The sequence below is a fragment of the Dactylosporangium sp. NPDC049140 genome (assembly GCF_040648435.1).
Map to the genome: position 1 here is coordinate 40,799 of NZ_JBEZDS010000003.1, position 12,446 is coordinate 53,244.

General features: G+C 71.7%; 11 protein-coding genes. 10 read left to right on the plus strand and 1 reads right to left on the minus strand.

Annotated features, from left to right (window positions below; genetic code table 11):
• Nucleotides 1-16: 16 nt before the first annotated feature.
• The gene (locus tag AB0B76_RS06480; protein ID WP_360370364.1) at nucleotides 17-1,309 is read right to left on the minus strand and encodes an extracellular solute-binding protein; all 1,293 of its coding nucleotides are present in this window, start codon (nucleotides 1,307-1,309) and stop codon (nucleotides 17-19) included.
• A gap of 334 nt (nucleotides 1,310-1,643) precedes the next feature.
• On the opposite strand from AB0B76_RS06480, the gene AB0B76_RS06485 reads away from it, so the two are divergent.
• The 10 genes from AB0B76_RS06485 to AB0B76_RS06530 all read left to right on the plus strand — a co-directional run bounded on the left by AB0B76_RS06485 (nucleotide 1,644) and on the right by AB0B76_RS06530 (nucleotide 12,439).
• Entirely contained in the window at nucleotides 1,644-2,381 is a 738-nt protein-coding gene (locus tag AB0B76_RS06485; protein WP_360370367.1) for a GntR family transcriptional regulator, read from the plus strand.
• A gap of 5 nt (nucleotides 2,382-2,386) precedes the next feature.
• Entirely contained in the window at nucleotides 2,387-3,121 is a 735-nt protein-coding gene (locus tag AB0B76_RS06490) for an SDR family oxidoreductase (protein WP_360370370.1), read from the plus strand.
• Between the two features lie 32 nt (nucleotides 3,122-3,153).
• Nucleotides 3,154-4,203 carry a mannonate dehydratase gene (locus AB0B76_RS06495; protein ID WP_360370373.1) on the plus strand — a complete coding sequence of 350 codons (1,050 nt, stop codon included), beginning with the start codon at nucleotides 3,154-3,156 and terminating at the stop codon, nucleotides 4,201-4,203.
• Nucleotides 4,200-6,284 (plus strand): beta-galactosidase, encoded by a 2,085-nt coding sequence (locus AB0B76_RS06500; protein ID WP_360370376.1) that lies wholly within the window; start codon nucleotides 4,200-4,202, stop codon nucleotides 6,282-6,284. The genes AB0B76_RS06495 and AB0B76_RS06500 overlap by 4 nt, the downstream gene beginning before the upstream one ends.
• Nucleotides 6,281-6,607: a DUF6807 family protein gene (locus tag AB0B76_RS06505; RefSeq protein WP_360370379.1), complete on the plus strand. Its 327-nt coding sequence runs from the start codon at nucleotides 6,281-6,283 to the stop codon at nucleotides 6,605-6,607. Before AB0B76_RS06500 ends, AB0B76_RS06505 begins: the two co-directional genes overlap by 4 nt.
• Nucleotides 6,608-6,970 carry a DeoR family transcriptional regulator gene (locus tag AB0B76_RS06510; protein WP_360370382.1) on the plus strand — a complete coding sequence of 121 codons (363 nt, stop codon included), beginning with the start codon at nucleotides 6,608-6,610 and terminating at the stop codon, nucleotides 6,968-6,970.
• 306 nt (nucleotides 6,971-7,276) lie between these two features.
• Nucleotides 7,277-8,056, plus strand: a complete 780-nt coding sequence (locus AB0B76_RS06515) for an SDR family oxidoreductase (protein WP_360370385.1) — start codon at nucleotides 7,277-7,279, stop codon at nucleotides 8,054-8,056.
• The gene (locus AB0B76_RS06520) at nucleotides 8,053-8,913 is read left to right on the plus strand and encodes an SMP-30/gluconolactonase/LRE family protein (protein ID WP_360370388.1); all 861 of its coding nucleotides are present in this window, start codon (nucleotides 8,053-8,055) and stop codon (nucleotides 8,911-8,913) included. The genes AB0B76_RS06515 and AB0B76_RS06520 overlap by 4 nt, the downstream gene beginning before the upstream one ends.
• On the plus strand, nucleotides 8,910-11,747 hold the full coding sequence (locus AB0B76_RS06525; RefSeq protein ID WP_360370391.1) for an FAD-binding and (Fe-S)-binding domain-containing protein: 2,838 nt from the start codon (nucleotides 8,910-8,912) through the stop codon (nucleotides 11,745-11,747). The genes AB0B76_RS06520 and AB0B76_RS06525 overlap by 4 nt, the downstream gene beginning before the upstream one ends.
• 17 nt (nucleotides 11,748-11,764) lie before the next feature.
• The gene (locus tag AB0B76_RS06530; protein ID WP_360370394.1) at nucleotides 11,765-12,439 is read left to right on the plus strand and encodes an alpha/beta hydrolase; all 675 of its coding nucleotides are present in this window, start codon (nucleotides 11,765-11,767) and stop codon (nucleotides 12,437-12,439) included.
• The last annotated feature ends 7 nt before the right edge of the window (nucleotides 12,440-12,446 follow it).

A 12,446-nucleotide genomic window follows, 5' to 3' on the forward strand; every position in this document is an offset into this window, starting at 1 on the left:
GCGCCCCCGCGAAGCGCTACTTACTGACGGAGAAGCCCTGCGCCTGCAACGTCGACAGCGTCGCCTTCTGCGCCCCGCTCAGGGCGTCCTGGTAGGTGCCGCCCTTGGTGGGCACCTTGCCGAGACCGTCGCCGAGCGACGCGGCCGTGGCGCTCATCACCGGGCCCCACTGCCAGTTGGGGTTCACCTTGGCGGACTCGTCGCGGAACAGCTGGTAGATGGGCTGGCCGCCGTAGTAGGACTCGGGCTTGTCGAGCGCCGTGTTGGCCAGGCCGGACTTCGAGGCCGGAAGGATGGCCGCGGACGCGATCAGGTTGGACACGGACTGGTCGTTGGTCGACATCCACAGGGCGAACTCGGTGGCCTGCTTCGGGTTCTTGCAGCCCTTCATGACGGCGGTGGACGAGCCGCCCGAGTTGCCGACGGCGTCGGTGGTGCCCCAGCGGGGCATAGGCGCGACGGCCCACTTGCCGGCGGAGGCGCCGGCGTTGTCGCGGATGAGCGAGGCCGACCAGACCGGACCGACCTCGGACCAGACCTCGCCCTTGCTCCACGCGGAGTAGAGCGCCGCGTCGAAGGACGGGTAAGAGGTGACGAGGCCCTGGCTGAAGAGGCCCTGCCAGTACTGGCCTACCTCGGCGTTGGCCGCGCTGTCCATGGAGACGGTCCACGAGTCGCCCTTGACTCCGAACCAGGCGGCACCGTGCTGCCAGGCGAAGCCGGAGTACAGGTACGGGTCGGTGGGCAGGTTCATGATGCGGGCCTGCGGGTTGGCGGCCTTCACCGCGGCGGCGGCGGTGGTGAACTCCTGCCAGGTCTTCGGGATCGCGATGTTGGCGTTCTTGAACAGGTCGGCGCGGTAGAACATGGCCATCGGCGCGGTGTCGACGGGCACGCCGTATGCGGCGCCGCCGACGCCTACGTTGTTCCACACCCAGTCGGGGAACTCGGAATGCTGCGGCTTGACGTACTGGCTGACGTCCTGCAGCACGCCGGCGGCGAGGAAGGTCGAGAACGTCTCGTAGCCGACCTGGGCCAGGCACGGGGCCGTGCCCGCCTTCGCGGCCGTGAGCATCTTGTCGTAGCCGGTCTGTCCGCCGCTGGGCAGGGCCTCGTACTTCACGTGGATGTCGGGGTGGGAGTCGTTCCACAGCGCGACGGACTTGTCATAGCCCGCGGCCCAGCCCCAGAAGGTGACGTCCACGGGGCCGCTGGCCTGGGTACTGGTGTCGCCGCCGCATCCGGCCAGGGCAATGCCGGCAGCGGCGGCGACCGCTGCCGCTATGAGTTTCGCCGTTCGCTTGACCATGATTCTCTCGATTCCTATGTGGTCCTGTGTGGACAGTGCGGATCGTCGCGCTGGGGCTGTCCGGGGTGTCTGACGGGAGCGCCCTTACGCGTGCACGGCTGATTACGCCGGATGCGCGTGCCCCTGAGGCACAGCTTCCCGCGAGGCGTGGGATCTGCTGAGGTCGGTCAGGGCGCTGTTGGGGTGAACGCCCGGGGTGTCAGGAGCTGTCGGGGAGCGGAGCCGACGGCGAACGCTCGTGCGGGCCGGCGGGCATATTGTTTCCCATCTACGTCGCTCAAGTGAACGTCCGGATACTTGCATACAAGTGCACTGGCATGCAACGATCATTTTCATGAGTCCCCGACCTGCGCTCGTCCCCGAGCCGACACCCGCCCCGACCGGCCCGGTGCTGTCACCGGTCGTCCGGGAGCGTGCGGCGGCCCGGACCTCCGATCGCGTCTACGACGAGCTGGTTTCGGCGATCCGGGAGCTCAGGCTCGTTCCGGGCGCGTCGCTGTCCGAGACTGAGCTCGCCGAGCGGCTGCACGTCAGTCGCACGCCGGTGCGCGAGGCGATCGCCCGGCTGGTCGACGTGGGGCTCGTGCGGGTCGTGCCGCAGGTCGGCACCCGGGTCGGGTTGATCAGCCTGCGCGAGGTGGAGGAGGCGCGGTTCGTCCGCGAGAGTCTGGAGGTCTCGGCCTTCGAGGTCGCCTGCACGGACCTCGCGCCGGACGTCAGCGGGCTGCGCGAACTGCTGGAACGGCAGGAGCGCAGCTACCGCACCGAGGACTACAACGCCTTCTTCGCCACCGACGAGGCGCTGCACGCCGAGATCTTCGCCCTCAGCGGCTATCCCGGTGCCTGGCAGGCCGTGCAGCGCACGAAGCTGCAACTCGACCGGCTCCGACGCCTCACCCTGCCGGACAAGGCCGGCGTGCGCGCGCTGATAGACGAACATCGTTCAATTGTGGACGCCCTGGAGAAGGCCGACGTCCCGGCCGGTCGCGCGTTGATCAGCCGGCACGCCCGGCGCGCCATGGAGCTCGCCCCGGTGCTGCGTGACAAATACCCGGACTACTTCACCGAATGACCCGGTTGAACAGGTTCGACGGCAAGACGATCCTTGTGACCGGGGCGGGCTCCGGGATCGGCTACGAGATGGCCCGCCGTTTTCTCGATGAAGGGGCGACGGTGTACGCGGCGGACCTCGCCCCCGCGGGCGTGCCGCGCGGCACCGTCCCGCTGACGGCCGACGTGACCGATCCCGTCTCGGTCGCCGCGGCGGTGTCCCGGGCCGTGACCGAGACCGGCGCGCTGCACGTACTGTGCAACAACGCGGGGGCATCCTCGACCACGGACCCGGTGGCGTGCACCGTCGAGGACTGGGACCGCACCTTCGCGGTCAACAGCCGCGGCGTGTTCCTCGGCACCAAGTTCGCGCTACCGCACATGCTCGCCCAGCGGTACGGGGTCATCGTCAACACCGCTTCCGTGGCCGGACTCGTCGGGTTGCCCGACCGCGCCGCCTACTGCGCGAGCAAGGGCGCGGTTATCGCCTTCACCCGCCAAGTGGCGGTGCAGTACGCGGGGACCGGCGTGCGCTGCAACAGCATCTGCCCCGGGACGGTCGACTCGCCGTGGGTCGGGCGGCTACTCACGGCGGCCGGCGATCCGGCCCGCGCCCGCGACCAGCTCGTCGCCCGGCAACCGATGGGCCGGCTCGGCACGCCGCAGGAGGTCGCGGCGGCCGCCCTCTACCTTGCCTCCGACGACGCCGCATTCATCACCGGCACCGAACTCGTCCTCGACGGCGGACTGCTCGCCGGCTGACAACCCCTACCAACGAACGGAATCGCGCAGGAATGACCATCCGCATCAGCCTTGGTCACATCGACAAATATGACGCCATTGTCGCGACGTTCGCCCATCAGCTCGGGCTGACCGGCGTTCAGCTGCACACGCCCGATCTGCTGCCTGGCGTCGACGGCCACTGGAGTCTGGCCGAGCTGCGGGCCCTCCGGGCGCGGTGCGACGACGACGGACTCTCGATCGACGGCCTGGAAAACGTTCCGCTCGCCCACTTCTGGAAGATCCAGCGCGGGCTGCCCGGTCGGGACGAGCAGATCGAGAACTACCAGAAGACCATCCGCAATCTCGCCGCGGTCGGCATCGACCTGCTCGGCTACAACTTCCTCGGCACCTACGTATGGCGCACCGACATGGCCGCGCGCGGCCGCGGCGGCGCCAAGGTCACCGCGTTCGACCTGGCCGACGTGGCCGCGGGCAACGCGCTCGCCGGATACCGGCTCACGCCGGACCGGCCCGTGGGCGAGCCGATCACGGCCGAGCAGATGTGGGCCAATCACCAGTACTTCCTCGACGCGGTGCTGCCCGTGGCCGAAGAGGCCGGGGTGCGGCTCGCCCTGCACCCCGACGACCCACCCGTCGATGAGCCCCTGGGCGGTATAGCCCGGATCTTCACGTCCCCGGCCGCGATCGGGCAGGCGCTCAAGCAAGCTGGCGGCAGCCCGTCGTGGGGACTGAACCTGTGCCTCGGAACGGTGTCCGAAATGGACGGTGAGCGCAGCGTCAATGAGGTCATCGACCTGCTGGGACCGGCCATTCTCTATGTGCACTTCCGGGACGTCCGCGGCACCGTGCCCCGCTTCACCGAGTGTTTCATCGGTGAGGGTAACTACAACCCGGCCCGCGTGCTGCGGCGGCTGCACGACACCGGATTCGACGGGTTCCTCATCGACGACCACGTCCCGGCGATCATCGGCGACGTGGACACCTGGGGCGACATCTCGTCCGAGGCGTACTGCAGCCGGGGCCGGGCGCACGCGATCGGTTACCTGCAGGGCGTCCTGAACGGGATGGGGCTCGACGAGCGAGACGGCACACGTGCATGACGACGCAATGGATTCGGTGGCCGGCCAACGTCATCGCCCGGTTCGGCGGCCAGCCGGTGGCTTTCGGCGGCGACTACAACCCCGAGCAGTGGGCCGACAGCGTGTGGCCGCAGGACGTGCGACTGATGCGCGACGCCGGCGTCAACCTCGTTACAGTCGGCGTCTTCTCCTGGTCGGTGCTGCAGCCGGCGCCCAGCCGCTGGAACTTCGGCTGGCTTGATCGGGTGCTTGATCTGCTGCACGCGGGCGGCATCGCGGTCGATCTCGCCACTGCCACCGCGTCGCCGCCACCGTGGCTCACCACACGGTTCCCGGAGGTGCTGCCGGTCGACCGGCACGGCCGGGTGATGGCGCAGGGCGGCCGCCAGGCCTGGTCGCCGTCGTCGGCGGTCTACCGCGAACACTCGCTCGCGCTGGTGGAGAAGATGGCCGAGCGCTACGGCGAGCATCCGGCCCTTGCCCTGTGGCACGTCTCCAACGAACTCGGCGGCCACAACTCCCGGTCCTACGACGACGCCACCGCCGGAGCGTTCCGGGACTGGCTCAGGCACCGGTACGCGGACTCGCTCGACGAGCTCAACGCCGCATGGAGCACTGCCGCCTGGAGCCAGGCCTACTCGGAATGGGAGGAGGTCCAGCCGCCGCGGCTGACCTTCACCGACTCGAACCCGACGCAGCTGCTGGACTTCGACCGGTTCAGTTCGGACCAGCTGCGCGAGCAGCTGCGAGCGGAGATCGCCGTGCTGCGGCGGGTCACCCCGGACATTCCGGTGACCACGAACCTGGTGCTGTTCGACGCTGGCAAGAACATGGACTACAGCTCGTGGACCGCCGACCTGGATCTCGTCGCGAGCGACCACTACCTGCGCCCGACGCCCGACGCCCAGTCCGAGCTGTCGTTCTCGGCCGACCGGGCCCGCGGCCTGGCGGCGGGCAAGCCCTGGCTGCTCATGGAGACGGCCACCGGAGCCACGAGCTGGCGTCCGGTCAATCCCGCGAAGCGCCCCGGGCAACTCCAGCGCGACGTGTTCTCGCACGTCGCGCGCGGAGCCGACGGCATCTGCTTCTTCCAGTGGCGCGCCGCCCAGGCCGGGGCCGAACGGTTCCACTCCGCGATGCTCCCGCACGCCGGGTCTGACAGCCGCAAGTTCCGGGAGGTAGTGGCGCTCGGCGCGCAGCTGGCGTCCTGCGCCGAAGTGCTCGGCACCCGGGTGGTCGCGGACTGCGCGCTGGTGTTCTCGGAGGAGTCGTGGTGGGCCGCCGACCGCGAAGGGCACCCGCACAACGGTCTGTCCTACATGGAGAACGCGCTGCGGTGGTACCGGAGTCTGCGCGACGCGGGCGTCACCGTCGACATCGTGCCACCGTCGGCCGACCTGTCCGGCTACCGGCTGATCGTCGTACCCATGCTCTACCTGGTCTCGGACCGCGACGCGTCCGCCATCGCGGAAGCCGCGCACGCGGGCGCGACCGTGCTGGTCACCTACTTCTCGGGCATCGTCGACCCGCTCGACCGGGTGCGGCTCGGCGGATACCCAGGGGCGTTCCGGGAACTGCTCGGCCTGCGCGTGGAGGAGTTCGCGCCGCTGCCGGAGGCGGACTGCGTGGACATCGACGGGGTCACCGGAGCCACTGCAGTCTCGACCTGGCACGAGGCGATCGACCTCACGGACGCGGTGGCCGAGGCGTGGTACGCCGGCGGCGACTTCGCGGGCGCGCCGGCGGTCACCCGCGCCGTCCGCGGTGCCGGGGAGGCATGGTACGCGGGAGTTGAGCTGGACGACGACGCCCGCGCCCGCCTGGTGGCGGTGCTCGCCGATCGCTCGGCCGTGACGTCGGCCAGAACTCCAGATGGGCTCGAGATCGTCGTGCGCCGGTCCGCTGAGCACGAGTACACCTTCCTGATCAACCATGGCGTCACCGCGGCGAGGGTGGCGGGTTCCGGCACCGACCTGCTGGACGGATCCATCCACGGCGGAGAGATCAACGTGCCGGCGGGCCGGGTGCGGATCGTCAAGGCAGGACGGGCACCTCGTCAGGGAGGACATCGGGAGCCCATGGAAGCGATGCGAGCCCGATGAGCCTGCAGGTCGACCACGCCCTCGGCCGGTCGGTGACCGTCTCCACCGGCGGCGGCGCGCTGCTCAGCTACGGGTACCGCCCGGATACCCCGCGGCTGGAGTCGCCCAAGCCCTATCTGCATCCGATCCGGACGCTGGCCGGCGAAGCGTTGGCCTGCCTCAACCCGGCGCCGTTCTTCAGCGCGGAACTCGAACTGGCCCCTGGTGCGACGGTCGGCTTCCGGTACGCCCTCGTCATCACCGCCGGCGAGCACGGCGACGAGGGCACCGCCGCGCTCGCGGACCACGGCCGGACCGCGCCGGCCCGGCCGGGGGTGGTCTAGGTGACCAACCGGGACGGACGCCTCCCTGCGGTACGGCGCCGGGCCATCCTCGATCTGCTCGCCGAACAGGAGTTCGTCACGATCGAGCAAGTGCAGGCGGCCACGGGCACCTCCAACTCCACCGTGCAGCGAGACCTCGGAGCGCTCGCCGCCGCGGGCGCCTTGTCGCGGATTCGGGGCGGAGCAAGGAGGCGATCGCCCGACATCGCCGCACTACGTTCGGCGCTCAACCAGCTACGTCGCACGCTCGACAGCGGTGACCTCCACGCGGTCGAACGCACGATGCGCTGGGCGCTCGGTCTCTGCGAAGGAGTTCGATACCGCGAGCGCTGGTCGGACGTTGACAACGGACCTGGCGCATGAAGGCACCGCAATCGGCCACGGCGCCGGCGTCACAGCCACCTGGACCTGTCCGGACGACTCCGTCGGCCATGGAGCGTCCGGATGCCTGGCTGTCGACGATGGTCGAGCCTACCGTCCATAGTGGAAAGTCAGGCGGGCGGCGCCACACGCTACTAGCGGCCGCAGACAACGTTGTCTAGACTCTGATCCGCGCGGCTGATCAAGGCCCGTCGTGGCGCGACAGACAGCTGCAGCGATCGTTCCCCAGCGCGGCTGACCCCCGCGCCGCGCGCTGCGGGGCCCGCGGACGGCAGCAAGGAGTCCATTGTGGAGTTCGACGGCAAGGTCGCCATCATCACCGGCGGACTGAGCGGCATCGGCCGCGCGACCGCCCAGGTGCTCTCGGCGCGCGGCGCGGCCGTCGTCGCCGCCGGCCTGCCACCGGCGGCCGGAGCCGAGGCCGAGCTTCCCGGCGTCGAGTACGCCGAACTGTCGGTGACCGACGAGGCGGCCACGGCCCGGCTCATCGCTCGCGTCGCCGCCGCGCACGGCGGACTGGACATCGTGGTCGCCGCGGCCGGGATCCAGCGCTACGGCACGGCGGCGGACACCACGGCCGACGAGTGGAACGAGGTGCTCGCCGTCAACGTGACCGGCGCATTCCACACGGTCAAGCACGCGCTGCCCCACCTGCGCGCCCGCGGGGCGGGCTCGATCGTGCTCGTCTCCTCCGTCCAGTCCTTCATCACCCAGAGCGCGGTCGCCGCGTACACCACCAGCAAGGGCGCGCTCAACGCCTTCGCTCGGTCGCTCGCCGTCGACGAGGCGAAGCACGGGATCAGGGCCAACACCGTCTGTCCCGCCTCGGTGGACACGCCGATGCTGCGTACGTCCGCGCGCATGTTCTCCGACGGCACCGACGAAGGCACCCAGGCCCTCGTCGAATCCTGGGGGCGCAGCCACCCACTGGGACGGGTGGCGCGGCCGGAAGAGGTCGCCGAGGCGATCGCCTTCCTCGCCGGCGACCGCGCCAGCTTTATCACCGGCGTCGCGCTGCCCGTCGACGGCGGACTGCTCGCCAACGCGGCCGTGGTGCTCCCCGAATGACGCCGGCGACAACGCCCGAGGTCGCGGTTGCCGGCCGGGCCCGGGTCGGCGAGGGGCCGGTATGGGATGCGCTCAGCGGCCGCCTGCACTGGGTGGACATCCCGGCCGGGCACATCCACACCAGTGACCCGACGACCCGACAGACCAGCACGCTGACACTTCCGACGCAGGTCGGCGCGGCGGTACCCCGCCGCCGCGGGGGCTTCGTCGCCGCGGTGGCCGAGGGCTTCGCCAGCGTCGAGGCCGGCATGACCGTCCGGTGCGCGATCCTGCCGGAGAGGGAGCGCATGAACGACGCGAAGTGCGACCGGCACGGGCGGCTCTGGGCCGGCAGCACCACGATGGATTTCCAGCCGGGCCGGGGCGCGCTGCACGTGCTCATGCCCGACTGGACGACTCGCGTGGTCCTGGAGGGACTGACGCTGCCCAACGGGTTCGACTGGAGTCCCGACGGGCGCACCTTTTACCTCGCCGACACCATGGCGGGCGAGATCTCGGCCTTCGACGCCGACCTGGAGCGTGCCACGATCGGCCGCAGGCGCACGTTCGCCCGGTTCCCCCAGGACACGGGCATGCCGGACGGGCTCACCGTCGACGCCACCGGCTGTCTCTGGGTGGCGATGTGGGGCGGCGACCGGGTGGTGCGCCTCTCACCGGACGCCGACCTGCTCGGCGAGCTGCCCATGCCCGTGCACCAGCCCTCCTCCTGCGCCTTCGGCGGCCCCGCCCTCGACGTTCTGTACATCACGTCGGCCCGCGAGGGTCTGGACCTGGCCGACGACGACCCCGCGGGATCGGTGTTCGCGGTCAACGGGCTGGGCGTGGCGGGAACGCCGGCCGCCATGTTCGCCGGGTGAGCACGCCGATGAGCACCGAGAACCCCGCAGGGCCGCCCCGGCTCGCCCCCATCGACGGCGAGCTGCTGGGCGCGCTGGAGCGGGCCGCGCCCGGCGCGATTCGGGCCCGCGCCAGCGACCGGCTCGGCATGGCCCATGACGCTTCGCACTACCTGCTCACGCCCCAGGCGGTACTCGTACCACGCGACGCCAGGCAGGTGGCGGCGCTCATGCGCGCCGCTGCCGGGCTGCAACTCGGTGTCACGTTTCGCTCCGGTGGCACCAGCCTCAGCGGCCAGGCCGGCACCGAGCATCTGCTCGTCGACGTCCGCCGGCACTTCCGCACCGTCGAGGTCCTCGACGGCGGCGCCCGGGTCCGGGTGCAGCCCGGCGCGGTGCTGCGCCAGGTCAACGCCCGCCTCGCGCCGTACGGCCGCCGGCTCGGCCCGGACCCGGCCAGCGAGTCGGCGTGCACGATCGGCGGCGTCATCGCCAACAACTCCAGCGGCATGACCTGCGGTACGCACGCCAACACCTACCAGACCCTGGAGTCGATGACGCTCGTGCTGCCCAGCGGCACCGTCGTCGACACCGCCGCACCCGACGCCGACGCGCGGCTGCGCGCCCACGAGCCGGCCCTGACCGGCGCCATCGAGCGGCTACGCGCCCGGGTCCGCGGCAACCCGGACTCGGTGCGGCGCATCAAGGCGCAGTTCGCGATGAAGAACACCATGGGCTACGGCCTCAACAGCTTCCTCGACCACACCACGCCCGCGCAGATCCTCGCCCACCTCGTTATCGGCAGCGAGGGCACCCTCGGCTTCGTCGCCGAGGCAGTCTTGCGGACCGTCCCGGTCCACCCTGCGGTCTCGACCGGGCTGGTGGTCTTCCCCACGCTGCGCGAGGCGATGGCGATCATGCCGGACCTGGTGGCGGCCGCACCCGCGGCCGTCGAACTGCTCGACGCCGAGTCCCTTCGGGTCGCCCGCGCGCTGGACGCCTCGGCTCTCGACCTGGCCGTCGACCGTCACGCCGCGCTGCTGGTCGAGTGGCAGGAGCCGGACGCCGAACGCCTCGCCGAGCGCGAACGGCGGGCCCAGCAGCTCTTCGGCGGATGGAACCTCGCCGTCCCGGCCAAGCTGAGCCGGGACGCGACCGGACGCGCCGGGCTGTGGCACATCCGCAAGGGGCTGTATGCCGCGGTCGCCGGGGCCCGGCCGTCCGGCACCGTCGCGCTGCTGGAGGACGTGGCCGTCCCGGTGCCCGCCCTCGCCGACCTGTGCGACGACCTCGCCGGCCTGTTCGACCGGCACCTGTACGAGCGCAGCGTCATCTTCGGCCACGCCAAGGACGGCAACCTGCACTTCATGCTCAACGAGAAGTTCGGCGCCGGCAACGACGTGCAGCGATACGCGGACTTTACCGAGGAGATGATTGACGCCGTCCTGGGCCACGGCGGCACGCTCAAGGCCGAGCACGGCACCGGACGGGTCATGGCCCCGTTCGTCCGCCGGCAGTACGGTGACGAGCTCTTCGAGGTCATGCTCGAGGTCAAGCGGCACTGCGATCCGGCCGGCACCCTGAACCCCGGGGTGCTGCTCACCGACGATCCGCAGGCGCACCTGCGTCACCTCAAGCCGGTCGTCACCGTCGAGCCCGAGGTCGACCGGTGCGTCGAGTGCGGCTACTGCGAGCCGGTGTGCCCCAGCCGCGACCTCACCACCACCCCGCGGCAGCGCATCGTCCTGCGCCGGGAGATCACCGCGGCCGTGGCCGCCGGCGACCCCGCGCTTGCCCGGCAGCTGGAGCGGGAGTACCGCTACGACGCCGTCGACACCTGCGCCGTCGACGGTATGTGCGCCACCGCCTGCCCCGTGCTCATCAACACCGGCGATCTCACCAAGCGGCTGCGCGCCGGGCACAACGGCCGCGCCGCCCGGCAGGCGTGGAGCACGGCCGCGAAGCACTGGGACACGGCGACCCGGGCCATGAACCTCGCCCTGGACCTGGCGGCGGCGGTGCCGCCCGGCGTCGCCGAGGCCACCACCCGGGCCGCCCGCCGCATCGGCAACCCCGACGCCGTGCCGGCCTGGAGCCGCGACCTGCCGCGCGGCGGCATCCGGCGCCGCGCCGCACCCGATCCGGCCGCCGGTGCCGTCTACCTGCCCTCGTGCCTGAACACCATGTTCGCCCCGGCCCGCGGCGGTGACGGCGTCATGGCCGCAGTGCGCAGGCTTGCCGGCCGGGCCGGCGTCCGGCTGCACATCCCGGCGGGGGTGGGCGACCTGTGCTGCGGCACCCCATGGTCGTCCAAGGGCCTGACGGACGGGTACGAGATCATGCGGCGCCGTGTCCGCGACATCCTCGCCGCCGCGACGGACAACGGCCGGCTCCCGGTCGTCACCGACGCCGCCTCCTGCACGGAGGGCCTCCATCGCCTCCTCGCCGAGGTCGCCCCGGCCGTCGAGGTCGTCGATGCCGTGACCTTCGTGGCCGAGCACGTGTTGCCGCGGCTGCCCGCCGGCCGGCGCCTGCCCTCGCTGGCGCTGCATCCGACCTGCTCCTCCACCCGTCTCGGCCTCGACGCCGCGATCGCCCGCATCGCCGGCGCGGTGGCCGAGCGCGTTGTCGTCCCGGACGCCTGGCAGTGCTGCGCCTTCGCCGGGGACCGCGGCCTGCTGCACCCGCAGCTCACCGCCTCCGCCACCCGTGGCGAGGCGGAGGCCGTCGAGCGTGACGGATGCGCCGCCCACGCCTCGGTCAACCGCACCTGCGAGATCGGGATGAGCCGGGCCACCGGCCACACGTACCACCATCTGCTGGAACTGCTCGACCGGATCACCGCATCCGACTGACGCGAAGGCTTGGGTCAGTGCCGCTTCACATGATCGTCCTGCCCGGCGGCGGGTACGAGCACCACGCAACGCACGAGGCCGAACCCGTGGCCGAGTGGCTCGGGTCGCTGGGCCTTGAGGCTGGCGTGCTGCGCTACCCGGTGGCGACCCGCCACCCCGGACCGTTGCTGGCGGTGCAGGCGGAGATCGCCGGGCTGCGGCGGCGCGGCGTGCGGCGCATCGGCGTGATCGGCTTCTCCGCCGGCGGCCACCTCGCCGGCCATGCGGCCCTGGCGCCGGATGTGCGGCCGGACGGGCGGCCGGACCTGGCGGTGCTGTGCTACCCGGTCGTCTCGATGCTCCCCGAGCACCACGCCGGCTCGCGAGAGCAGCTCCTCGGCGCGGACGCGCCGGCCGCGCAGCGCCGGGAGGCGTCGCTGGAGGAGCTGGTGACACCGCAGGCGCCGCCGTTCTTCCTGTGGCACAGCTCGGACGACAAGGTCGTCCCGGTCGAGCACAGCTACCGGCTGGCTCGCGCGCTGGCGGCGCACGACGTGCCGCACGAGCTGCACGTCTTCCCGCACGGCCGGCACGGGCTCGGGCTGGCCGAGGACGACGAGTCGGCCGGGCAGTGGACGCGGCTGTGCGCGCGGTGGCTCGCCGGGGTGGGCGCCGCCGCGCCGGCCGCGCAGGGCACGGCCGGCGCTCGGTAGCCGAGTC

Bases quoted from the DNA above. Each gene is read 5' to 3' on its own strand.
- AB0B76_RS06480 (WP_360370364.1), bottom strand. From the start codon at position 1,309: ATGGTCAAGCGAACGGCGAAACTCATAGCGGCAGCGGTCGCCGCCGCT.
- AB0B76_RS06485 (WP_360370367.1), top strand. From the start codon at position 1,644: ATGAGTCCCCGACCTGCGCTCGTCCCCGAGCCGACACCCGCCCCGACC.
- AB0B76_RS06505 (WP_360370379.1), top strand. From the start codon at position 6,281: ATGAGCCTGCAGGTCGACCACGCCCTCGGCCGGTCGGTGACCGTCTCC.
- AB0B76_RS06500 (WP_360370376.1), top strand. From the start codon at position 4,200: ATGACGACGCAATGGATTCGGTGGCCGGCCAACGTCATCGCCCGGTTC.
- AB0B76_RS06495 (WP_360370373.1), top strand. From the start codon at position 3,154: ATGACCATCCGCATCAGCCTTGGTCACATCGACAAATATGACGCCATT.
- AB0B76_RS06520 (WP_360370388.1), top strand. From the start codon at position 8,053: ATGACGCCGGCGACAACGCCCGAGGTCGCGGTTGCCGGCCGGGCCCGG.